Here is a 20,086-nt window from a genome sequence, read left to right as displayed (position 1 = left end):
AATCCGATGCGTGTGTGGTTTTTGAGTGCTGGCCTGGCCTTGATGTGCATGGCCCAGAACGCAGCGGCGGGTACTGTCCTGATCGTTGGCGATAGTATCAGCGCAGGTTTCGGACTGGATACCCGGTTGGGATGGGTCTCGCTGCTCGAACAACGGCTCAAGCACGAAGGTTTCGACGATAAAGTGATCAATGCCTCCATCAGCGGCGACACCAGCGCCGGCGGCCAGGCGCGCTTGCCTGCGCTGCTTGCAGAGCATAAACCGGAGCTCGTCATCCTCGAGTTGGGCGGCAATGACGGACTGCGTGGAATGCCCCCGGCTAATTTGCAACAAAACCTTGCGTCGATGATCGACAGCTCCCGGGACAGCGGTGCCAAGGTTCTGCTATTGGGCATGCAACTGCCGCCCAATTACGGCGTTCGTTACACCGAGGCCTTTGCCAAGGTCTACAGCACGCTGGCCACCGAGAAAAACATTGCGCTTGTGCCGTTTTTCCTCGACGGCGTCGGCGGCCATCCGGACCTGATGCAGGCTGACGGCATACACCCGGCGGCCGGGGCTCAGGACAAGTTGCTGGATAATGTCTGGCCTACGCTAAAACCGCTGTTATGACCCTTTTCTAGGCGCAGGCTTTCGGCTAAGGTGGCGGCCCCCGATTTGGAGCCCCCGATGCCGCGTCCTGCCTGGTCACTTTTTGCCTACCAACTGATCGAGCCTGACGAACAGCTGGATCTGTTCGCCTGTCAGGAAGTGCGGGTGCATCTGGTAACCCGTCAACTGGAGTTGGGCGGCTCGGCGGACCGAACCTTGTGCGGCAGCCTGCTGCCTGCACAGCCACGCTGGTCGAGTGTCGATCGTCGAGTGTTTCAGGACCAGCGCCTGTGCTCGCTGTGCCGGGCCATCCTTGAATCGCAAAAACGCGGCACCTCGCCAATCTGGCCAGAGCTGCGGTTCGAACTCTAGCCTATAAAAGATAGCGTGCTATCGGCCAACTCCCCGAAATTCCAGGCGGCGGTGTACAATCCCGTTTTTTATACCCTTGTCGATCATGCGAAGGACTTTCCGGATGTTGCCGCGTTTTCCTGCCGTCACCCGCTGCCTGTCTCTTGCCGCCCTTTGTATGGCCGGTCCAGTTGCAGCGTTGGAGTTTCCCCTGCCGCCACCCGGTGAAGACATCATCGGTCAGGTGCAGGTGATCAAGGCCAAGTACGAAGATACCTTCGCCGACCTTGGTACTGCTTACGATTTGGGCTACACGGAAATGATCGCAGCCAACCCGGGTGTCGATGCATGGTTGCCGGGCGCCGGCACTGAAGTCATCCTGCCGACCCGTTTCATCCTGCCGCCGGGGCCGCGTGAAGGCATCGTGATCAACCTGGCTGAGTACCGCCTTTACTACTACCCCAAAGGCCAGAACGTGGTGTACACCTTCCCGCTGGGGATTGGTCGTGAGGGGTGGGGCTCGCCAATCGCCCACACCACCATCACCGCGAAAACGCCTAACCCGACCTGGACCCCTCCAGCGTCGATCAAGGCCGAGCACGCCGCCGATGGTGATCCGTTGCCCAATGTGGTGCCGGCCGGCCCGGATAACCCTCTGGGACCGTTCAAGTTCAGCCTGGGCACTCCGGGCTACCTGATCCATGGCTCGAATAAGAAATTCGGCATTGGCATGCGCACCAGCCACGGCTGCTTCCGCATGTTCAACAATAACGTGCTGGAAATGGCGAAAATGGTGCCGGTCGGCACGTCGGTACGAATCATCAACGATCCGTACAAATTTGGCGTAAGTGGCGGCAAGGTTTATCTTGAAGCGCACACACCGCTGGATGACAAGGGCAACCCGTCGGTGGTCGACAAGCACACCTCGGTGATCAACGCGATGCTCAAGCGTGAAGACATCACCAACAACCTGCGCATGAACTGGGATGTAGTGCGCGACGTGGTCGCCGCTGAAGATGGCCTGCCGGTGGAAATCGCGGTGCCGAATGGCTCGGCGCCGATGGTGTCGAGTACGCCGCTCGATCCGTTGCAGTAAAGCCTGAAAAAAACCCGCCGACGCAGGCCGCGTCGGCGGGTTTTTTATTGCCCGATGGAAACCTCAGGCAATAAAAAGCCGACCCATAAATGGGTCGGCTTGATAACAATCCCGAGGGATTATTACTTACGGCTAGCTTTGTCCAGCATGCGCAGAGCACGCTCGTTAGCTTCGTCAGCAGTCTGTTGTGCTTTTTGAGCAGCAGCCAGAGCTTCATCAGCTTTACGGTAAGCTTCGTCTGCACGAGCCTGGGAGCGAGCAGCTGCGTCTTCAGTAGCGGTCAGACGTGCTTCGGTTTCTTTCGATGCGCTGCTGCAACCGGTAGCCAGAACTGCGGCCAGAGCCAGAGCAGAGAATTTCAGAACGTTGTTCATCGTGTTCCCCTTCAAGGACTTTCTATTAAGTTAGCTGTCTCCTCAGAGTGAGGAAATAGCCGGCGTACATACTACTCATTACTACTCGTAAGTAAACTGACGTAAAGCAAGAAGCAAAAAAAATTGTAGGCGTTGATTCTTTTTCGAGCAACTTTTAACTGCATTGTTTAAAAAATATCCAGCTGCGAGGCCCGAGATGAGCGAGCCGCTCAAAAAAAGTTCCGCGCACTCACAGGGCTTTTTTTCAGTCTTGGCTAAAGTCTGGCTAAATGAGTTCGCCCATACTTCTGTTCAATTTTTGCGCAGGGGCTCTCATAATCTTTATCCATCTAGAGGTGACTTTAAGAGAGCGGATTCGTCTTATGTCTCAATATCCGGCAATGTTCAGGCTTGCGACCTGCGAAGACCGTCGGTCGAGCCGTCCCTGCGTACCCCGGAACAGCACCTGCTTGTTGAGCATGATGACGAGCGCACCTTGAGCATTTCCGCCAATGGTGCCTACTATTTGATACGTGCTCGGTTGCGCGAGATCGGTGCAGTTCTTCTCGGTGTCCATTGGCACGGGGTGGCGTAGATGTTCCTTCGCCGGAAAAACATCGGTAAGGTAGGGGTCAGAATTCAAGACCCGCGAGGAGTAGTGATGAGCGAGGCGTTGTCCATCCACCATGACCAGGCTGGTCATCAGTTCGAGACCAGTGTGGACGGTCATCGTGCCTACCTGACCTATATGGATCTGGGGAAACAGACACTGGATATCTATCGCACCTTCGTGCCTAACGCATTGCGTGGTCGCGGCATCGCTGCGGCATTGACCGAGAAGGCGTTGGAGTACGCTGATGAAATGGGTTACACCGTCATTCCATCGTGTTCCTACGTTGAGCGTTACATGGAGCGTCACCAGCGGCACGCCGCCAAGCTGTGACCCAAACGAACGCATAAAAAAACGCCAGGTTTAAGCCTGGCGTTTTTGTGTGCGCTAAACGGTGATCAGGTGCGATCGCGTTTGGGCAGCACATCCTTGAGCTTGGCGTGCATGCTGCGCAAGGTGTTTTCGGTGGCGGACCAATCGATGCAGGCGTCTGTGATCGACACGCCGTATTGCAGGTCGGCGAGGTCTTTCGGGATGGCCTGGCAGCCCCAGTTCAGGTGGCTCTCGACCATCAGGCCGATGATCGACTGGTTGCCTTCGAGGATCTGGTTGGCGACGTTTTCCATTACCAGCGGTTGCAGGGCCGGGTCTTTGTTGGAGTTGGCGTGGCTGCAATCGACCATGATGTTCGGCTTGATCTTCGCCTTGTTCAGCGCTTGCTCGCAGAGTGCGACGCTGACCGAATCATAGTTCGGCTTGCCGTTGCCGCCGCGCAATACCACATGGCCGTAGGCGTTGCCCTTGGTGGTGACGATCGACACGCCACCTTCCTGGTTGATGCCCAGGAAACGGTGCGGGCTGGAAACCGATTGCAGGGCGTTGATCGCTACGGTCAGGCCGCCGTCGGTGCCATTCTTGAAGCCGACGGCCGAGGACAGGCCTGAAGCCATTTCGCGGTGAGTCTGGGATTCGGTGGTACGCGCGCCGATCGCCGACCAGCTGATCAGGTCCTGCAGATATTGCGGGGAGATCGGGTCGAGGGCCTCGGTCGCGGTCGGCAGGCCCATTTCGGCCAGGTCCAGCAGTAACTGGCGACCGATGTGCAAGCCGTCCTGGATTTTGAACGAGTCGTCCAGGTACGGGTCGTTGATCAAGCCTTTCCAGCCGACGGTGGTGCGTGGCTTCTCGAAATACACGCGCATGACCAGATACAGGGTATCGGACACTTCCGCGGCGAGCGTCTTCAGACGCTCGGCGTATTCGTGGGCAGCCTTGATGTCGTGGATCGAGCAAGGCCCGATGACGACGAACAGGCGGTGGTCAGTGCCATCCAGGATATTGCGAATGACTTCGCGACCCTTGGTGACGGTGCGCAGGGCGGCGTCGCTCAGGGGGATGTCACGCTTGAGCTGGTCAGGAGTGATCAGCGTCTCGTTGGAGGCGACGTTTAGGTCGTTGATCGGTAAATCAGCCATCGTTTACTCGTCAGGTCACGGGTGCCGGCCGCCAGCGAACCCGCGCGGCGGAGCACAGCAAATTAAGCGCGTCGGGGACCCGAACCTTAGCGCGTTAGGCGCCTGCTCGACAATGGGCACACAGCTGTTTAATCCAGTACAGCCTGTGCAAATGCCTTTCGCACGGTGTCGTGAGAGAACTCGTCGGCATGCGCCTGGACCCATTCGAGGGCCAGCGCCTGAACACCCTGCAAGTCGTCATGCCGGTCATGGAGGCGGCAATACCGTTCGATCTGGCACACTTGCTCGCCCATACGGGCACTGAACATCATCTGCTCGTCGACAAAGGCAATGCCCACCAGGTAGCCGCGTTTGCGCCGCAGGCACCAGGCCACATAGCCCAGATAGCGCAAATCGGGGTTCAGGGTCGGCATGCGCACTTCGAGCGCCGTGCCATGGCGCCAGGCCCGGTGATAATTGCAAGCCATGCCCCCGAGGCTGATAGTGTGCAAGCGCTGTCGCGAGATGCACTCATGCGTGAGCAACGTTAATTCGACGGGTACATCGTCAGGATGAGGAATAAAGCGTCCCATGAACACGGACTCCCTGTGTCGGCCATCTGACATTCTTTCCCCCAGTATAGTGGTCGAATTGGAACTGACCGATTTCGATGCCGATCAACGGCTGCTGGCTATGCATGGCGTTTCCCTGGTGATCTTCACCAGTGTCGGCTGCGCCAGTTGCCGATTTGCCCGTGAGCAATTGCCAAGGCTCGATCTGGCAGTCGATCGACTGTGCTGGATCGACGCCGGGAACAACGGCGGGGTGGTTGAGCGATATCAGGTTTTTCAGTTGCCGGCGCTGTTTTTAGTACGCGACGGTGAGTTCTTCGGGGCATTAAAATCACGCCTGACCGGTACCGAACTCAATGAAGCGGTCGGACGGGCGCTGATGAAAACAGCAGAGGAGTTGCCATGATGGGGGCAGTGACTAAGCCGACAATCGGTGTGATCGGGACCGGCGCAATCGGCGGGTTCTACGGGATGATGCTGGCGCGTGCCGGCTTCGATGTGCACTTCTTGCTGCGCAGTGAATTTTCAGCGGTGGCCGAGCGCGGGTTGCGACTCGACAGCGCGGCGCACGGAGCGCTGACGTTGAACCCGGTTCAGGCCTATTCATCCGCGGAAGACATGCCCGCCTGCGACTGGTTGCTGGTCGGTGCCAAAACCACTAGCAATGCCGACCTCGCGCCTGCCCTCATTCAGGCGGCGGCTCCGAACGCCAAAGTGCTGGTCTTGCAGAATGGCCTGGACGTCGAAGACAGCTTGCGCGAGTTGCTTCCTGACACTTTGCACCTGCTTGGCGGGCTGTGTTTTATCTGTGTCCATCGCACCGGGCCCGGGGAAATTACCCATCAGGCGCTCGGCGCCGTCAACATCGGCTATCACAGTGGTCTTGCGGATGCAGCGGCCCGCGTGGCGATTGTGGAAGAAGGCGCCGGACTGTTCCGCAGCGCTGGCATCGATTCTCACGCCATGCCGAACCTGCAACAGGCACGATGGCAAAAACTGGTCTGGAATGTTCCGTACAACGGTCTTTCGGTCCTGTTGGGGGCCAGCACCACGCCATTGATGGCTGATGCTGACAGCCGGGAACTGATCCGGGCATTGATGGCCGAGGTGGTGCAGGGCGCAATCGCCTGTGGCCACGACCTGCCGGCCGGTTACGCCGACCATCTGTTCATGGTGACCGAAAAAATGCCGGACTATTGGCCGAGCATGTACCACGATTTTCTGCACAAACGACCGCTGGAACTGGCCGCGATTTACGCGCGCCCCTTGTCAGCGGCCAAAGCAGCAGGGTGCGAGTTGCCGCTGATCGAAGCCTTGTATCGCAGTTTGAGTTTTATCGATCGACGCAATACTTGAGTCGATCAGTCCGGGGGGAAAGGCATGGCCAAGACTATCGACGACAAACTGGTGCTGGCGATTTCTTCGCGGGCGCTGTTCGACCTGAGTGAAAGCCACAAGGTTTACGAGTCGAGGGGCGTCGAGGCTTACCGGCAATACCAGATCGAGCACGAGGACGAAATCCTCGAGCCCGGTGATGCCTTCCCGCTGGTGCAGAAACTCCTCAACCTCAATGCCCTGCTCGGTCGCGCCCGGGTCGAGGTAATCCTAGTGTCGCGCAACAGCGCCGACACCGGGTTACGGGTGTTTAACTCGATTCATCACTATGGGCTGGCGATCTCCCGCGCGGCGTTTGTCGGCGGCCGCAGTCCTTATCCGTATCTCAAGGCCTTTGGCTGTGACCTGTTTCTGTCGACGCATGCCGAAGACGTGCGCAGTGCACTGGAGGCCGGGTTCGCTGCGGCGACCATTCTGTCGGGCGGTGCCAGCCGCGCGGCCAGCGATGAATTGCGGATTGCCTTCGACGGCGATGCGGTACTGTTTTCCGACGAGTCGGAGCGGGTCTACCAAGCGGGTGGCCTGGAAGCATTTCAGGCCAGTGAACGTGAGGCCGCCCGTGAGCCGCTGCGTGGAGGGCCGTTCAAAGGCTTCCTGGCGGCCCTCAATCTGTTGCAGCGTGAGTTTCCAGACGACGACTGCCCGATTCGCACGGCATTGGTCACGGCGCGTTCGGCGCCGGCCCATGAGCGCGTGATCCGTACGTTGCGCGAATGGGACATTCGCCTGGACGAATCACTGTTTCTCGGAGGGCTGACCAAGTCGGCATTTCTTGAAGCGTTCGCCGCCGATGTGTTTTTCGACGATCAGGCCGGCCATTGCGAATTGGCCCGTGAAGTCGTCGCCACCGGTCATGTACCGCACGGCATAAGCAACGAGCAAAAAGTTTAAGCCCACCGTTCAACGCTTTACCCAGAGCGTCGCACTCGCCAAGGCACTGCTAAGCTGAATCAAATCTCCGCCATCTTGGCTTGCGAGGAGATCCTAATGATTCAGTCGATGCTGTATGCCACTGACCTTGGCCTATACGCACCGTTGGTAATGCAACATGCCTTGGCCCTGGCGCGGACATTCAATGCCGACTTGTACGTGGTCCACGCGGTTGAGCCCATGGGGCTGTTTGCCGAATCGGTGCTTCAAAGTTACCTCGATGAACAAGCCTTGAACGAGTTTCACAGTCAGGGCCTGAGTACTGTCATTGCCAATATCGAGCAGCGGGTGCTCGACAGTTTTCGTGAAGAGCTGGGGGATGAAGGGGAGCAGGACCTGGCGCGAATCCGCGCGGTGCGTGTCCTTCAGGGGGATCCGTCGCAGGTGATTCTCGACCAGGCGCAGAAACTCTCTGTGGATTTGCTGATCGTAGGTAGTCATAGCCATGGTGCCGGCGCGGAAACGCCCTTGGGCAGGACAGCCGCGCGCGTGTTGCAGCTGTCGCGGGTGCCGGTCTATCTGGTGCCGCTGGTAGAGCGTCGCCGCCAGGAAGATCGCTGGAACACAAATAGTGGCAATTTGACAAAAAAGTTCTAGATTTATTCTTCACGCCATTAATATAGTTATATACCGTCGCTGATGCCCGTGGCGTCTACCTGCTTTGAGGGATTCATATGAAGCTTCAACAATTGCGCTACATCTGGGAAGTGGCGCACCACGACCTCAACGTTTCCGCTACCGCCCAAAGCCTTTACACCTCGCAACCGGGTATCAGTAAACAGATCCGCCTGCTGGAAGACGAATTGGGCGTCGAGGTTTTTGCCCGCAGCGGCAAGCACCTGACGCGCGTCACCCCGGCCGGCGAACGCATCATCACCACCGCCGGCGAAATCCTGCGCAAGGTTGAAAGCATCAAGCAGATCGCCCAGGAATTCTCCAACGAGAAAAAGGGCACCCTGTCGATCGCCACCACCCACACCCAGGCACGTTATGCGTTACCGCCGGTGATCAGCACGTTCATCAAGCAATACCCGGACGTTGCCCTGCACATGCACCAGGGTTCGCCGATGCAGATCGCTGAAATGGCCGCCGACGGCACGGTGGATTTCGCCATTGCCACTGAAGCGCTGGAGTTGTTCGGCGACCTGGTGATGATGCCGTGCTACCGCTGGAACCGTTGCGTCGTCGTGCCTCAAGGTCACCCGCTGACCAAGCTGTCGAAGCTGACCCTCGAAGCCCTGGCCGAATACCCGATCGTGACGTACGTGTTCGGTTTCACCGGCCGTTCGAAACTCGACGAAGCGTTCAGCCATCGCGGCCTGACGCCGAAAGTGGTGTTCACCGCCGCCGACGCCGACGTGATCAAGACTTACGTTCGTTTGGGTCTGGGCGTGGGCATCGTGGCGAAAATGGCGGTCGATGCCAAACTCGATAGCGATCTGGTCATGCTTGATGCGAGCGATTTGTTTGAATCGAGCATCACCAAAATCGGTTTCCGTCGCGGCACCTTCCTGCGTGGTTTCATGTGCGACTTCATCGAGAAGTTTGCCCCGCACCTGACCCGCGAAGTGATGGCCAAAGCCATTCAGTGCCACAACAAGCAGGAACTTGAAGAGCTGTTCGACGGCGTCGAACTGCCGGTCCACTGATCGTTTGTTCTAGACCACCTCGGTAACAGAAAACTGTTGCCGAGCGCCCGCCACCAGAATCTCCACTTCATCCCCTTCGAACTTGCCCAGCAGGTTTTTGCCCAGCGGCGAGCGGGGGGTGATGACGGTGATCAGCTGCCCCACCAGATCGACCTTCAGGCCGGCTGCATCGGGGGCCAGAAACAGCCATTGCTCACGACCGTTCTCGTCTTCCAGACCGAGCAGTGCGCCGACTTCGATGCCGCGCTGATCATCATAAGGACGCAGCATCAGATTTTGGCACAGCGCCAGTGACTGACGGATTTCCTCCATCCGCTTGGCCTGGCCGGCTGCCAGATAGGACGCCTCCAGCCCCAGGGTGTCGTACTTATTTTCTGCGATGTTTTCTTCGTGGGTCGCGGTTTCGTAGGCGGTTTGCGCGGCACGTTCGGCGATGTCGAGATCAATCCGCAGCTTGTCGAGAATCAATTGGTGGACGGTCTGTTTGTTCATGATCAGTCGCAGAATTGCAGGACATTGGCGCGGCTTTTTTCGCTCGGCGCGGTATGGTCCTGCTGCAACCAGAACTGGCATTTCGGGTTGGACAGATTGCGGCTGCTGCTACGGGCCTGATCCATGCGTACTTGCTGCTCGTCCTTGCGCAGGTTCTCTTCGTATTGCTCGAACAACGGGCTCTGCGGTGGAATATCCGGCCTCGGCTGTTCGACAACCGGCGGCTTGGCCAACTGCTCCACCGCGGCGGCGACCGGTGCCAGTTGCTCTTTGAAAAACACCGCTGAGACAAGCCAGCAGGTCAGCGCGATGGCGACAAATCCCAGCCACAAACCGAGGGCAACACTGCCGGTCAATTGCAGGGCACTGAGCTGGATCGGCAACGGGCGGCGCGGGTTGGGACGGTAGGGCATGGCTGCCTCCTGGCGGATGGTCGCGGGCGAGTGGCGATTGTCGCACGAAGATTAATCGCCGTCGGCTCTTCTGCACGAGGTAATTTATGCGGACAATCGGTGCCTTTGCCAACGGGAACCTGGAATGCCTGAACTGCCTCAAGTGAAAAACCGCCGGCGCTGGGATATTTTTTGCACCGTGGTCGACAACTTTGGCGACATCGGCGTCACCTGGCGCCTGGCTCGCCAACTCGTGGCGGATCATGGGCTGGAGGTGCGCTTGTGGGTCGATGACCTGCGCGCCTTCGAACGTCTGTGTCCCGAGATCGATACCCATCTCGCGCAGCAATGGCAGGCCGGTGTCGAAGTGCGCCAGTGGCCGGCCGAGTGGTTGGCCACCGAAGCGGCGGATGTGGTCATCGCCGCGTTCGCGTGCCAGTTGCCGAGTGCTTACATGGACGCCATGGCCGCGCGGGTAAAGCCGCCGCTGTGGATGAACCTCGATTACCTGAGCGCCGAAGACTGGGTCATAGGCTGCCACGGTTTGCCGTCGGTCAAATACAAAACGGTGCAGAAGTACTTCTTCTTCCCGGGATTCCAGACGGGCACCGGAGGTTTGTTGCGTGAAAGCGGGCTGCTTGAGCGACGCCGGCAGTTTCAACAAAGTCCCGAGGCCCAGCGTGAATTCCTTCAAGGGTTGGGCATTGATCGTGCGCCGAATGCGCAATTGATCTCGCTGTTTGCCTATGAGAATGCCGGCTTGTCGAGTTGGCTGGATGTACTGGCCGCCGATTTGACGCCCACGCATTTGCTGGTGCCCGAAGGGCGGATTCTCGGCGATGTCGAACGCTGGCTCGGCGTTGAAGGATTAGCCGCGGGAGCCCTGCATGTCCGTGACGGATTGACTGTCCAGGTGCTGCCGTTCGTCCGACAGGATCAATACGATCACCTGCTCTGGTGCTGCGATTTCAACGCGGTGCGCGGTGAAGACTCCTTCGTTCGCGCCCAATGGGCCGGCCGGCCGATGCTCTGGCACATCTATCAGCAGGAGGAAGACATCCACCTGGACAAGCTCGATGCGTTCCTCGCGCTGTATACAAAAGGCCTGTCCGAGCCTGCCAGCCAGGCGATCAACGGTCTTTGGCACGCGTGGAATGCCGGTCATGAAATGGCCGACCACTGGCGCACGGCCCGCAAACACTGGCCAGAGCTGCAAAAACACGCCGAGGCGTGGTGTCTGGAACAAGCCTTGCAGGTCGATCTTGCCGCGGCGCTGGTACAGTTTTATGTAAATTGGATATGATACGCGGCCTAGATTTTTGTAAATCCCATCCAAATTCGGATATTCGCAATGAAAACTGGTAAAGAACTGAAACCCGGTACCGTGATCCGTCTCGAAAACGATCCTTGGCTGGTTCAGAAAGCTGAATTCACCAAATCCGGTCGTAACAGCGCGATCATGAAGACCAAGCTGAAAAACCTGCTGACCGGTTACAAGACCGAGATCGTTTACAGCGCTGACGACAAACTGGACGACGTGATCCTCGACCGCAAAGAAGCGACCCTGTCCTTCATCAGCGGCGACACCTACACGTTCATGGACACCACTGACTACACCATGTACGAGCTGAACGCTGAAGACATCGAAGCCGTTCTGCCTTTCGTTGAAGAAGGCATGACCGATGTTTGCGAAGCGATCTTCTTCGAAGAGCGTCTGGTTTCCGTAGAACTGCCGACCACTATCGTGCGTCAGGTTGACTACACCGAAGGCTCCGCTCGCGGTGACACTTCCGGCAAGGTGATGAAGCCTGCCAAACTGAAGAACGGTACCGAGCTGTCGGTTGCTGACTTCATCGAAATCGGCGACATGATCGAGATCGATACCCGCGAAGGCGGTTCCTACAAAGGCCGTGCTAAATAAGCACTGCTTGAGTAATGAAAAAGCCCGACCATTGAGTCGGGCTTTTTTGTGGGTTCGATTTCGAATTCAGCGTTGCACACTTGCAGGAGTGCGGTGTTACTTCTCCAAGTGTTCTTTGAGCTCATGCGAGGCTTGCAACATCGCTGACCGCACCGCCGGCACTTGGCTCACCACGTTGAGCAAACCGTAGTCATGGATCATGCCGTTGTAGCGAACCGCCGTCACCGGCACCCCGGCCTCATCAAGCTTGCGAGCATAGGCTTCACCTTCATCGCGCAGAACGTCAGCGCCCGCCGTCTGCACCAGTGCAGGTGGCAAGCCCTTCAGTTGAGCGGTGGTTGCCCGCAGCGGCGAGGCGTAGATCTCGTTACGCTGGTTGGCGTCGGTGGTGTAGTTGTCCCAGAACCACTTCATCATGTTTTTGGTGAGGAAGTGCCCCTCGGCAAACTGGTTGTAGGAGGCGGTGTCGAAGTTCGCATCCGTCACCGGCCACAGCAGCACCTGGAACTTGATCGCCGGGGTGCCCTTGTCCTTGGCCATCAGCGCAACCACTGCCGCCATGTTGCCTCCGACGCTGTTGCCAGCCACGGCCAGGCGCTTGCTGTCGACGTTGATCTCTTTACCGTGCTCGGCCACCCATTTCGTCGCGGCGTAAGCCTGGTTGATTGCCGCCGGGTAATGCGCTTCCGGCGACGGGGTGTAATTGACGAACACCGCAACCGCCCCCGAACCCGCTACCAGATCACGCACCAATCGTTCGTGGGTCGGGAAGTCGCCCAACACCCAGCCACCACCGTGGAAGTACATGAACACGGGCAGCTCGCCCTTGACTCCAGCCGGCCGGACGATGGTCAGGCTGAGCGGTTGGCCGTCGACTTGAATGGTCTTCTCGCTGACATCGGCGTTGGGCAGTGTCAGTTTCACCGAGGCTTGCGCGCCCGTCAGAACGGCGCGGGCTTCTTTCGGTGTGAGTTGCTCCATCGGTTTGCCGGTGCCGGCATTCAGTACGTTGAGGAAGGCCTGGGTGTTGTGTTCAACACCGTCGCCTGCAAACGCATTACCGATGGACAGGGCGAGAAGGGTGCCGGTCAAGACTTTGCTGAAAGTGTTCATGTTCGTTTCCTGTTCGGACCTTGGGATCAGCGGTTAGACGGTGACGTGCAGGCGCACATCGACGTTGCCACGGGTGGCGTTGGAGTACGGGCAAACCAGGTGGGCAGCGTCGACCAGGGATTGCGCGTCGGCTTGTTCAAGCCCCGGCAGGCTGATGTGCAGATCGATGTCCAGACCAAAACCACCAGGGATCTGGCCGATGCCGACATGGGCAGTGATCGAGGCGTCGTTCGGGAGGGTGCGTTTGGTCTGGCTGGCAACGAATTTCAGGGCGCCGATGAAGCAGGCGGAGTAACCGGCAGCAAACAGTTGCTCAGGGTTAGTCGCCGCGCCGCCCGCACCGCCGAGTTCTTTCGGGGTGGCGAGTTTGACGTCGAGAATGTTGTCGCTGGAAACGGCACGACCATCACGGCCGCCAGTGGAGGTTGCGATTGCGGTGTAGAGAGTTTGCATGATGTGAGCCTCATTCGGGTTGGGTGTTTTGCGCTAAATGTTTGCGCGCTAAGTAACTGCGAGGTGAATGTAGCTCGCAAGTATTTAGTGCGCAAGATAAATGTTTGAAAAAGTTTTGATCGAGATTTGGGCGGACGATGTGAAGTGGCGAGTTAGAGCGCTAGACGAGGGATTTTCAGGATTGGAAAAATTGTTGGCGGAGGGCTGAGGAGGTCGAAAGAACCCTGCAAAACGAATGTGGGAGCGAGCTTGCTCGCGATAGCGGAGTGTCAGTCAACAATTTTACCGACTGTCATACCGCTATCGCGACAAGCTCGCACACAGGGGGAATCCTTGGCCAGGGGATCAGAGGCTGTCCTGCAAATTGCTGCGCAACACCTGCAGCTCCGCTTGCAGCTTGTTCAGCCGCTCCACGGTCATCCCGCTAGCGCCGAGGATGCACTGCGGAATACTCCGTGCCTTTTCCCGCAAGGCGCGACCCTGTTCAGTGAGTTCGACGATCACCACCCGTTCGTCTTCGCGGCTGCGGGTACGGCTGAGCAGGCCTTCGACTTCCAGGCGTTTGAGCAACGGTGTCAGCGAGCCGGGATCGGTCAGCAGGCGCGTGCTGATTTCACCGACGGTCAGGCCATCGCGTTCCCATAGCACCATCAGCGCCAGGTATTGCGGATAGGTCAGGCCCAGCGCTTGCAACATCGGTTTATAGACCTTGGTCATCAGCAGCGACGTCGAGTGCAGGGCGAAACAGGCCTGATTATCCAGCAGCAGTTGTTCGCAGGTATCCGGGGTGTCGCGTTCGGTGGTCATCTCAAAAGCCTTGATCGGTAATCTTCATGAATCTAGCGGGCGAATCTTTAATGCGCCAGATAATTCTGGACTAGTGGCGATCCAGCGTGTTCTGCAATGCCAGGTCCCACGGCGGGATTGGGCTGAAGCGAGTCTTGAGGTATTCCAGCAACAACCGGCTGCGCGAGTTGGGTTGTTGCGCCAGTCGCAAGGCATAGATGCCGGCGCTCTCCGGCTTGGGCAGCCCGTTATCGCAGAACAAAGGTAGCAGTTCACCGCGCAGCAGATAGTCGCTGGCCAGCCAGGTCGGCAGGTGGGCGATGCCCAGTCCGGCCAGGGCGCCACAGAGCAACGCCTCGGCATTGTTGGCGCTCATGCGGATCCGCGCCGGGCGGTGCAACTGCATCTTTCCGTCACGTTCGAAGCGCCAGGCGAAGGGCGGGGCCAGGCCATCCCAATCCAGGCCGTCGTGATCGACTAACTGCGCGGGTTCGGTTGGCACGCCGCAGCGTTGTAAATACCCCGGGCTGGCGCAGGCAACGCGCACCAAGCTCGCCAGTGGCGTGGCCACCAGCCGGGTGTCCGCCATTTGCCCGGCACGCAGCACCAGATCGACCTTGCCCAGGTTCAAGCCCTGCATGTCGACAAAGCTGTCGATCAGATGCAGTTGCACATCGAGACCGGGGTAGAGCATCAGGAAGTCGGCAATTACCGGTGCCAGATGCCGTCGTCCGAACGCCGCGGGCGCATCGATTCTGATCAGGCCTTCCGGCGCGCTGCTCAGGGACACCGCTTCGGCGCGTGCCAGCCGAAGCTCTTCGACGATTCGTCGGGCGCGCTCGGCAAAGGCCAGGCCCGCCGGGGTCGCCATTACGGCGTGAGTGCTGCGGGTGAATAACTGGCTGCCGACGGCTTTTTCCAGGCTGTCGATGCGCCGCGCCACGGCCGATGGGGTCAGGGGATGGCGGCGGGAGGCCGCGGAGAAGCTTCCGGATTCCAGTACATCAAGAAACAGCCCAAGCTGTTCGGTCAATTGATTTGGGTTCATGGTGCTCCCGGCTTTGCGAGGTTGGCACAGCCATTGTGCGTTGCTATGCGTTTCCGCGCCATCGCGGACTGCGTAGCATGAACACCCTGACTAAAGAGGAATCCCCTGTGATCGATTTTGTGATGTACCTGGTGTTTGGCGCGGCCCTCGGCACCCTTGGCGGGGTGTTCGGGATCGGCGGCGGCTTGATCGCGATCCCGTTGCTGGGCGTGCTGTTCGGGCTTGATCAACAAATCGCCCAAGGCACCGCGCTGGTGATGGTCGTACCCAACGTCATGCTGGCGCTATGGCGCTATCACCAGCGCAATCGCATTGAATTGCGCCACGCGTTGCCCTTGGCGTCGATGGGCTTCTGTTTTGCCTGGATCGGTTCGATCTGGGCGGTCGGCATCGATGCACAAACCATGCGGATCGGCTTTGTCGCGTTCCTGGTGGCGCTGTCAGCCTACAACCTGATCCGGATGTTCATCGCCAACACCCCAGCCTCGGCGCAGCTGCATTACGGCTGGCCATGGCTGGGTGTGCTCGGCGCGGCGTCGGGGGCCATGGGCGGATTGTTTGGTGTAGGCGGGGCGGTGGTGGCGACGCCGGTGTTGACCAGCATATTCGGCACCAGCCAAGTGGTGGCCCAAGGGTTGTCGCTGGCGCTGGCGTTACCCAGCACCGGCGTCACGCTGGTGACTTACGCGGTGCATCATCAGGTGGACTGGCTGATTGGCGTGCCATTGGCGATCGGCGGGTTGATGAGCATCAGTTGGGGCGTGAAAATCGCCCACGCCATGCCGGAGCGACTGCTGCGCGGTTTGTTCTGCGGTTTTCTGGTGTTCTCTGCGGGGATGCTCGCGTTTAAAGTTTGAAGCCTTCGACGATGTGCTCGGCCAGGCACTCGGTGATCGGCGACGGGTTGTGCAGATTGCGCACGAGCATGATGCAGGCTTCCGGTAGTTGCGGCAGGTTTTCGGCTTCACCGAGGATGCGCATGTCCGGGGTGATCAGGCTTTCCAGCTGTGCGGTCACCGCCAGTCCGGCACTGACCACGGCCATCAACGCCGACAGGCTCGAGCTGTTGTAGGCAATCCGGTAATCGCGGCCCATCGCATCCAGTGCGTTACACGCCCACAGCCGGCAGAAACAATCACTGTTGAACATCGCCAGAGGCAGCGGCGTCTGCTCATGGGCGCTGAAACATTGCGCCTCGGCCCAGACGAAACGTTCCTTGCGCAGCAACTGGCCAATCTCGGTGCCGGGCTCGCGGGTGACGATAGACAGGTCCAGGTCCTGACGCTGCAGCAATTGTTTTGATGATTCGCAGTGAACCTCGATCTGGATCAGCGGGTAGCTCTTGGCGAAGCGCGACAAAATCCCCGGCAGAAAGCGCATCACATAATCGTCCGGCGTCCCGATGCGCACGGTGCCGACCATGTGCGGCTCACGCAGCGTGTTGAACACTTCGCTGTGGAGTTTCAGGATGCGCCGCGCATACCCCAGCAAAACCTGGCCTTCGGCAGTCAGCTTGACCTGTCGCCCATCGCGTTCAAACAGTTGGCGCTGCAACACGTCCTCTTCCAGGCGTTTCATCTGCATGCTCACCGCCGACTGCGTGCGGTTGACCAATTCACCGGCACGGGTAAAACCGCCCTGGTCGGCGATGGCGACAAAGGTACGCAGGACATCCGTATCGATACTGGGGAAAGCCGACATCCATCAATCTCCGAGATGGTTACCATCAGAAACATTCGTTGGATTGATCTTATCGCTGGCGTGAGACTTGAGCCATCCCCAACGGAGGACAACAAGATGAAAGGTCAACATCAACACGTAACAGAAGAAAGATTTTCCATTCATTCGGTATCCGATCTGCTGCACAAGTTTACCCGCTGGTACGAACTTCATCGTGAGCGCGAGCTGCTGGCGAGTTTGAGCGATGAAGCACTGAAGGACATCGGCGTCAGTCGTGCCGATGTCGAACATGAATCGATCAGGCCGTTCTGGGATGATCCGATGCATAAATGATGAGGCCATTGCTACACAAACCCCTCTTTGGTGAGGTAGGTTGCGAGCAGACACGGAGGTATTCATGCCCGCAACGCTGTCCTTTTCCAACAAGCAAGCTCGACGTCTGGCACTGGCTGCCCAAGGGTTCAACGGGCGCCAGCTGCCAGCGACGATCAAACCGGTTCAACTCAATCGACTGATCGAACGGCTGGGCATTCTGCAGATCGATTCGGTCAATGCGTTGGTGCGTTCGCACTACCTTCCCTTGTTTTCCCGCCTCGGCAATTACTCATCCGGCTTGCTCGATCAGGCTGCCTGGAGTCAGGGCCGACGTCGCACGCTATTTGAATATTGGGGGCACGAAGCCTCGTTGTTGCCATTGTCGATGTATCCCCTGATGCGTTGGCGCATGCAGCGCGCTACGCGTGGCGAAGGCATTTATCAGCAACTGGCGCGTTTCGGACGTGAACAACAGGACACGATTCGCCGGGTGCTGGCCTCGGTCGAAGCACTCGGCGCGCTGGGTGCCGGAAGCCTGTCGACCCGTGAGGAGCGTGCCGGGCCGTGGTGGGACTGGAGCGCGGAAAAGCATGCGCTGGAATGGTTGTTTGCCGCCGGTGAAGTGACGGTGGCGGGGCGTCGTGGGTTTGAACGACTTTATGATTTGCCGGAGCGGGTGATTCCTTCGGCCATTTTGCAGCATCCGGAACTCAGTGAAGCCGAGGCTCAGCGCGGGCTGTTATTGCATGCGGCGACGGCGTTGGGTGTCGGCACGGAAAAGGATCTGCGAGATTATTTTCGCTTGAACCCGGCAGACAGTCGTCCGCGTCTGGCGGAACTGGTCGAGGCCGGCGAGTTGCTGAGCTGCGAAGTGCAGGGCTGGCGGCAACCGGCGTATTGCCTGCCCGAGCCGAAAGTGCCGCGCAAGGTCGAGGCCAGTGCGCTGCTTTCACCGTTTGATTCGCTGATCTGGGAACGCAGCCGTACCGAGCGGTTGTTTGATTTCCGCTATCGGCTGGAGATTTACACGCCGCAGGACAAGCGGGTTTATGGGTATTACGTGTTGCCGTTTTTGCACAACGAACGGATTGCCGCGCGAGTGGATCTGCGGGCGGAACGGGCGCTGGGGCGGTTGGCGGTGCACGCCGTGCATGAAGAACAGCCGGGGCTGGATGATCAAGGGGTGCAGGCGTTGGCGGTCAATTTGCGGCGGATGGCGGACTGGCTGGGGCTTGAGCGGGTGCAGTTGAATTGTCAGCGGGTGAGTGCCGGCAGGTTGAGAGTGGCATTGGCACAGATCGATGGTTTCTGAGCGGGCCCCTTCGCGAGCAGCCTCGTTCCCACTTTGGATCACCTAAACCCTGTGGGAGCGAGCCTGCTCGCCAATGAAGCGGCGCGGTTTAGCGCCGAACTTGCTTCAGCGTCTCAGCAATCAAAAACGCCAACTCCAGCGACTGATCAGCATTCATCCGCGGATCGCAATGGGTGTGATACCGATCCGACAACCCATCTTCCGTAATTGGCCGCGCCCCACCAATGCATTCGGTCACGTTCTGCCCGGTCATCTCGATATGGATACCGCCGGCATAACTGCCCTCCGCCTGATGAACCTGGAAGAACTGCTTCACCTCGCCAAGGATCTGCGCGAAGTCGCGGGTCTTGTAGCCGCTGCTGGCCTTGATGGTGTTGCCGTGCATCGGGTCGGAACTCCACAGCACCTGCTTGCCTTCGCGCTGCACGGCGCGGATCAGCGCCGGCAAATGATCGCCGACCTTGTTCGCGCCCATCCGCGCGATCAGGTTCAGGCGACCGGGATCGTTGTCCGGGTTCAGCACGTCTATCAGGCGAATCAAATCTTCAGGGTTCATGCTCGGGCCGACTTTGACCCCGATCGGGTTGTTCACGCCACGCAGGAATTCGACGTGTGCGCCGTCGAGTTGGCGGGTACGGTCGCCGATCCACAGCATGTGCGCCGAGCAATCGTAGTAATCGTTGGTCAGGCTGTCGCGACGTACGAAGGCTTCTTCGTAGTTCAGCAGCAGCGCTTCGTGGGCGGTGAAGAAACTGGTTTCGCGCAACTGCGGTGAGGTGTCCATGCCGCAGGCGCGCATGAACGCCAGAGTTTCATCGATGCGGTCGGCCAGGTGGCTGTATTTTTCCGCCAGCGCCGAGTTGGCGATGAAGTCCAGATTCCACTTGTGTACTTGATGCAGGTCGGCAAACCCGCCTTGGGCGAATGCGCGCAGCAAGTTCAGGGTGGCGGTGGACTGGTGGTAAGACTGGAGCAGGCGTTCCGGGTCCGGCACGCGGCTTTTCTCGTCGAAACCGATGCCGTTGACGATGTCGCCACGGTAGGCGGGCAGGGTTACGCCCTCGATGGTTTCGTCGTTGGCCGAGCGCGGCTTGGCAAACTGACCGGCCATGCGCCCGACCTTGACCACCGGGCAACCGGCGGCAAAGGTCATGACGATCGCCATTTGCAGCAAAACTTTGAAAGTGTCGCGGATCTTCGCGGCGGAGAACTCGGCAAAGCTCTCGGCGCAATCGCCACCTTGCAACAGGAACGCGCGCCCCTGGGTCACTTCGGCAAACTGACGTCGCAACTCCCGGGCCTCACCGGCAAACACCAGCGGCGGATAGCTGGCCAGGGTTTGCTCGACCTGCCGCAAATGCGCGGCGTCGGGGTATTGAGGTTGTTGCTGGATCGGCAAGGCGCGCCAGCTGTCAGGGCTCCAGGGTTGGCTCATCACGTTCTCTAGTGTTTTACGCTCGGACGGTCATGTTATCAGCAATTAGTGCGTGACCTGTTCCCGTTGCTTCGCGGACAATCGCGCCTTTGCCGCGCCCCCTCGCGGTTTTATTGCGCTGCTGTTTATCACAGGCCG

Annotated in this window: 26 protein-coding genes; 15 read left to right on the top strand and 11 right to left on the bottom strand. The window is 58.9% G+C overall.

Annotation, left to right across the window (positions count from 1 at the left end):
• Positions 1-6 precede the first annotated feature (6 nt).
• From NL116_RS21745 to NL116_RS21735, 3 genes are all read left to right on the top strand, one after another.
• Positions 7-612, top strand: coding sequence for an arylesterase (locus NL116_RS21745; RefSeq protein ID WP_494373976.1), 606 nt, complete (start codon positions 7-9; stop codon positions 610-612).
• Positions 613-669: 57 nt separating this feature from the next.
• On the top strand, positions 670-963 hold the full coding sequence (locus tag NL116_RS21740) for a hypothetical protein (RefSeq protein WP_003226812.1): 294 nt from the start codon (positions 670-672) through the stop codon (positions 961-963).
• Between the two features lie 103 nt (positions 964-1,066).
• The gene (locus tag NL116_RS21735; protein ID WP_494373975.1) at positions 1,067-2,038 is read left to right on the top strand and encodes a L,D-transpeptidase family protein; all 972 of its coding nucleotides are present in this window, start codon (positions 1,067-1,069) and stop codon (positions 2,036-2,038) included.
• A gap of 122 nt (positions 2,039-2,160) precedes the next feature.
• Here NL116_RS21735 and oprI read toward each other — a convergent pair whose 3' ends face one another.
• Positions 2,161-2,412, bottom strand: coding sequence for an outer membrane lipoprotei OprI (gene oprI, locus NL116_RS21730; RefSeq protein WP_003199355.1), 252 nt, complete (start codon positions 2,410-2,412; stop codon positions 2,161-2,163).
• A 196-nt stretch (positions 2,413-2,608) separates the two neighbouring features.
• On the opposite strand from oprI, the gene NL116_RS21725 reads away from it, so the two are divergent.
• Both NL116_RS21725 and NL116_RS21720 read left to right on the top strand, forming a co-directional pair.
• Positions 2,609-2,986: a hypothetical protein gene (locus tag NL116_RS21725; protein ID WP_494373974.1), complete on the top strand. Its 378-nt coding sequence runs from the start codon at positions 2,609-2,611 to the stop codon at positions 2,984-2,986.
• 66 nt (positions 2,987-3,052) lie between these two features.
• Positions 3,053-3,334 (top strand): GNAT family N-acetyltransferase, encoded by a 282-nt coding sequence (locus NL116_RS21720; protein ID WP_046031797.1) that lies wholly within the window; start codon positions 3,053-3,055, stop codon positions 3,332-3,334.
• Positions 3,335-3,399: 65 nt separating this feature from the next.
• On the opposite strand, the gene NL116_RS21715 is transcribed toward NL116_RS21720, so the two are convergent.
• Both NL116_RS21715 and NL116_RS21710 read right to left on the bottom strand, forming a co-directional pair.
• Positions 3,400-4,476 (bottom strand): 3-deoxy-7-phosphoheptulonate synthase, encoded by a 1,077-nt coding sequence (locus tag NL116_RS21715; protein WP_123432647.1) that lies wholly within the window; start codon positions 4,474-4,476, stop codon positions 3,400-3,402.
• A 128-nt stretch (positions 4,477-4,604) separates the two neighbouring features.
• Positions 4,605-5,048, bottom strand: a complete 444-nt coding sequence (locus NL116_RS21710) for a PilZ domain-containing protein (protein WP_494373973.1) — start codon at positions 5,046-5,048, stop codon at positions 4,605-4,607.
• Between NL116_RS21710 and NL116_RS21705 the strand changes: the two genes are divergently transcribed.
• From NL116_RS21705 to cysB, 5 genes are all read left to right on the top strand, one after another.
• Positions 5,047-5,433, top strand: coding sequence for a thioredoxin family protein (locus tag NL116_RS21705; RefSeq protein WP_494373972.1), 387 nt, complete (start codon positions 5,047-5,049; stop codon positions 5,431-5,433). The two genes, NL116_RS21710 and NL116_RS21705, sit on opposite strands and share 2 nt — an antisense overlap.
• A complete protein-coding gene (locus NL116_RS21700; protein WP_494373971.1) occupies positions 5,430-6,383 on the top strand; it encodes a putative 2-dehydropantoate 2-reductase in 954 nt (317 codons plus the stop codon). The genes NL116_RS21705 and NL116_RS21700 overlap by 4 nt, the downstream gene beginning before the upstream one ends.
• A 24-nt stretch (positions 6,384-6,407) precedes the next feature.
• The gene (locus NL116_RS21695) at positions 6,408-7,313 is read left to right on the top strand and encodes a 5'-nucleotidase (protein ID WP_494373970.1); all 906 of its coding nucleotides are present in this window, start codon (positions 6,408-6,410) and stop codon (positions 7,311-7,313) included.
• Positions 7,314-7,409: 96 nt separating this feature from the next.
• Positions 7,410-7,949 (top strand): universal stress protein, encoded by a 540-nt coding sequence (locus NL116_RS21690; protein WP_494373969.1) that lies wholly within the window; start codon positions 7,410-7,412, stop codon positions 7,947-7,949.
• A gap of 77 nt (positions 7,950-8,026) precedes the next feature.
• Positions 8,027-9,001 (top strand): HTH-type transcriptional regulator CysB, encoded by a 975-nt coding sequence (cysB, locus tag NL116_RS21685; protein ID WP_027925712.1) that lies wholly within the window; start codon positions 8,027-8,029, stop codon positions 8,999-9,001.
• Positions 9,002-9,010: 9 nt separating this feature from the next.
• Here the strand turns inward: cysB and NL116_RS21680 are convergent, their stop codons facing one another.
• Both NL116_RS21680 and NL116_RS21675 read right to left on the bottom strand, forming a co-directional pair.
• Positions 9,011-9,493 (bottom strand): GreA/GreB family elongation factor, encoded by a 483-nt coding sequence (locus tag NL116_RS21680; RefSeq protein WP_494373968.1) that lies wholly within the window; start codon positions 9,491-9,493, stop codon positions 9,011-9,013.
• A 2-nt stretch (positions 9,494-9,495) separates the two neighbouring features.
• Complete coding sequence (locus NL116_RS21675; RefSeq protein ID WP_494373967.1) at positions 9,496-9,906, bottom strand: hypothetical protein; 411 nt, start codon at positions 9,904-9,906, stop codon at positions 9,496-9,498.
• Between the two features lie 124 nt (positions 9,907-10,030).
• On the opposite strand from NL116_RS21675, the gene earP reads away from it, so the two are divergent.
• Together earP and NL116_RS21665 are read left to right on the top strand one after the other, a co-directional pair.
• Positions 10,031-11,188: an elongation factor P maturation arginine rhamnosyltransferase EarP gene (earP, locus tag NL116_RS21670; protein WP_494373966.1), complete on the top strand. Its 1,158-nt coding sequence runs from the start codon at positions 10,031-10,033 to the stop codon at positions 11,186-11,188.
• A gap of 48 nt (positions 11,189-11,236) precedes the next feature.
• The gene (locus NL116_RS21665) at positions 11,237-11,806 is read left to right on the top strand and encodes an elongation factor P (RefSeq protein WP_007943632.1); all 570 of its coding nucleotides are present in this window, start codon (positions 11,237-11,239) and stop codon (positions 11,804-11,806) included.
• Positions 11,807-11,902: 96 nt separating this feature from the next.
• Here NL116_RS21665 and NL116_RS21660 read toward each other — a convergent pair whose 3' ends face one another.
• The 4 genes from NL116_RS21660 to NL116_RS21645 all read right to left on the bottom strand — a co-directional run bounded on the left by NL116_RS21660 (position 11,903) and on the right by NL116_RS21645 (position 15,206).
• A complete protein-coding gene (locus NL116_RS21660; RefSeq protein WP_494373965.1) occupies positions 11,903-12,919 on the bottom strand; it encodes an alpha/beta hydrolase in 1,017 nt (338 codons plus the stop codon).
• A 33-nt stretch (positions 12,920-12,952) separates the two neighbouring features.
• Positions 12,953-13,372 carry an organic hydroperoxide resistance protein gene (locus tag NL116_RS21655; RefSeq protein WP_494373964.1) on the bottom strand — a complete coding sequence of 140 codons (420 nt, stop codon included), beginning with the start codon at positions 13,370-13,372 and terminating at the stop codon, positions 12,953-12,955.
• Between the two features lie 345 nt (positions 13,373-13,717).
• A complete protein-coding gene (locus NL116_RS21650; protein WP_494373963.1) occupies positions 13,718-14,179 on the bottom strand; it encodes a MarR family winged helix-turn-helix transcriptional regulator in 462 nt (153 codons plus the stop codon).
• A gap of 70 nt (positions 14,180-14,249) precedes the next feature.
• Positions 14,250-15,206, bottom strand: coding sequence for a LysR family transcriptional regulator (locus tag NL116_RS21645; protein WP_494373962.1), 957 nt, complete (start codon positions 15,204-15,206; stop codon positions 14,250-14,252).
• A 107-nt stretch (positions 15,207-15,313) separates the two neighbouring features.
• On the opposite strand from NL116_RS21645, the gene NL116_RS21640 reads away from it, so the two are divergent.
• Positions 15,314-16,063 (top strand): sulfite exporter TauE/SafE family protein, encoded by a 750-nt coding sequence (locus tag NL116_RS21640; RefSeq protein ID WP_494378111.1) that lies wholly within the window; start codon positions 15,314-15,316, stop codon positions 16,061-16,063.
• On the opposite strand, the gene NL116_RS21635 is transcribed toward NL116_RS21640, so the two are convergent.
• A complete protein-coding gene (locus NL116_RS21635) occupies positions 16,053-16,907 on the bottom strand; it encodes a LysR substrate-binding domain-containing protein (protein ID WP_494373961.1) in 855 nt (284 codons plus the stop codon). The genes NL116_RS21640 and NL116_RS21635 overlap by 11 nt on opposite strands.
• 96 nt (positions 16,908-17,003) lie before the next feature.
• On the opposite strand from NL116_RS21635, the gene NL116_RS21630 reads away from it, so the two are divergent.
• Positions 17,004-17,219 (top strand): DUF1127 domain-containing protein, encoded by a 216-nt coding sequence (locus NL116_RS21630; protein WP_494373960.1) that lies wholly within the window; start codon positions 17,004-17,006, stop codon positions 17,217-17,219.
• 64 nt (positions 17,220-17,283) lie between these two features.
• The gene (locus tag NL116_RS21625; RefSeq protein WP_494373959.1) at positions 17,284-18,513 is read left to right on the top strand and encodes a winged helix-turn-helix domain-containing protein; all 1,230 of its coding nucleotides are present in this window, start codon (positions 17,284-17,286) and stop codon (positions 18,511-18,513) included.
• Between the two features lie 88 nt (positions 18,514-18,601).
• Here the strand turns inward: NL116_RS21625 and NL116_RS21620 are convergent, their stop codons facing one another.
• Positions 18,602-19,948, bottom strand: a complete 1,347-nt coding sequence (locus NL116_RS21620; protein WP_494373958.1) for a class II 3-deoxy-7-phosphoheptulonate synthase — start codon at positions 19,946-19,948, stop codon at positions 18,602-18,604.
• Between the last annotated feature and the right edge of the window lie 138 nt (positions 19,949-20,086).

The organism is Pseudomonas sp. FBCC-B1667, assembly GCF_059133255.1.
This window is presented reverse-complemented; position numbering and strand designations above follow the sequence as displayed.

Coding starts and splice junctions, on each gene's coding strand:
- NL116_RS21725 (WP_494373974.1), top strand. CDS start 2,609: ATGAGCGAGCCGCTCAAAAAAAGTTCCGCGCACTCACAGGGCTTTTTT.
- NL116_RS21655 (WP_494373964.1), bottom strand. CDS start 13,372: ATGCAAACTCTCTACACCGCAATCGCAACCTCCACTGGCGGCCGTGAT.
- NL116_RS21715 (WP_123432647.1), bottom strand. CDS start 4,476: ATGGCTGATTTACCGATCAACGACCTAAACGTCGCCTCCAACGAGACG.
- NL116_RS21720 (WP_046031797.1), top strand. CDS start 3,053: ATGAGCGAGGCGTTGTCCATCCACCATGACCAGGCTGGTCATCAGTTC.
- NL116_RS21735 (WP_494373975.1), top strand. CDS start 1,067: ATGTTGCCGCGTTTTCCTGCCGTCACCCGCTGCCTGTCTCTTGCCGCC.
- NL116_RS21635 (WP_494373961.1), bottom strand. CDS start 16,907: ATGTCGGCTTTCCCCAGTATCGATACGGATGTCCTGCGTACCTTTGTC.
- NL116_RS21740 (WP_003226812.1), top strand. CDS start 670: ATGCCGCGTCCTGCCTGGTCACTTTTTGCCTACCAACTGATCGAGCCT.
- NL116_RS21710 (WP_494373973.1), bottom strand. CDS start 5,048: ATGGGACGCTTTATTCCTCATCCTGACGATGTACCCGTCGAATTAACG.
- NL116_RS21625 (WP_494373959.1), top strand. CDS start 17,284: ATGCCCGCAACGCTGTCCTTTTCCAACAAGCAAGCTCGACGTCTGGCA.
- cysB (WP_027925712.1), top strand. CDS start 8,027: ATGAAGCTTCAACAATTGCGCTACATCTGGGAAGTGGCGCACCACGAC.
- NL116_RS21690 (WP_494373969.1), top strand. CDS start 7,410: ATGATTCAGTCGATGCTGTATGCCACTGACCTTGGCCTATACGCACCG.
- NL116_RS21645 (WP_494373962.1), bottom strand. CDS start 15,206: ATGAACCCAAATCAATTGACCGAACAGCTTGGGCTGTTTCTTGATGTA.
- NL116_RS21620 (WP_494373958.1), bottom strand. CDS start 19,948: ATGAGCCAACCCTGGAGCCCTGACAGCTGGCGCGCCTTGCCGATCCAG.
- NL116_RS21650 (WP_494373963.1), bottom strand. CDS start 14,179: ATGACCACCGAACGCGACACCCCGGATACCTGCGAACAACTGCTGCTG.
- earP (WP_494373966.1), top strand. CDS start 10,031: ATGCCTGAACTGCCTCAAGTGAAAAACCGCCGGCGCTGGGATATTTTT.
- NL116_RS21630 (WP_494373960.1), top strand. CDS start 17,004: ATGAAAGGTCAACATCAACACGTAACAGAAGAAAGATTTTCCATTCAT.
- NL116_RS21700 (WP_494373971.1), top strand. CDS start 5,430: ATGATGGGGGCAGTGACTAAGCCGACAATCGGTGTGATCGGGACCGGC.
- NL116_RS21675 (WP_494373967.1), bottom strand. CDS start 9,906: ATGCCCTACCGTCCCAACCCGCGCCGCCCGTTGCCGATCCAGCTCAGT.
- NL116_RS21745 (WP_494373976.1), top strand. CDS start 7: ATGCGTGTGTGGTTTTTGAGTGCTGGCCTGGCCTTGATGTGCATGGCC.
- NL116_RS21680 (WP_494373968.1), bottom strand. CDS start 9,493: ATGAACAAACAGACCGTCCACCAATTGATTCTCGACAAGCTGCGGATT.
- NL116_RS21705 (WP_494373972.1), top strand. CDS start 5,047: ATGAACACGGACTCCCTGTGTCGGCCATCTGACATTCTTTCCCCCAGT.
- oprI (WP_003199355.1), bottom strand. CDS start 2,412: ATGAACAACGTTCTGAAATTCTCTGCTCTGGCTCTGGCCGCAGTTCTG.
- NL116_RS21660 (WP_494373965.1), bottom strand. CDS start 12,919: ATGAACACTTTCAGCAAAGTCTTGACCGGCACCCTTCTCGCCCTGTCC.
- NL116_RS21665 (WP_007943632.1), top strand. CDS start 11,237: ATGAAAACTGGTAAAGAACTGAAACCCGGTACCGTGATCCGTCTCGAA.
- NL116_RS21695 (WP_494373970.1), top strand. CDS start 6,408: ATGGCCAAGACTATCGACGACAAACTGGTGCTGGCGATTTCTTCGCGG.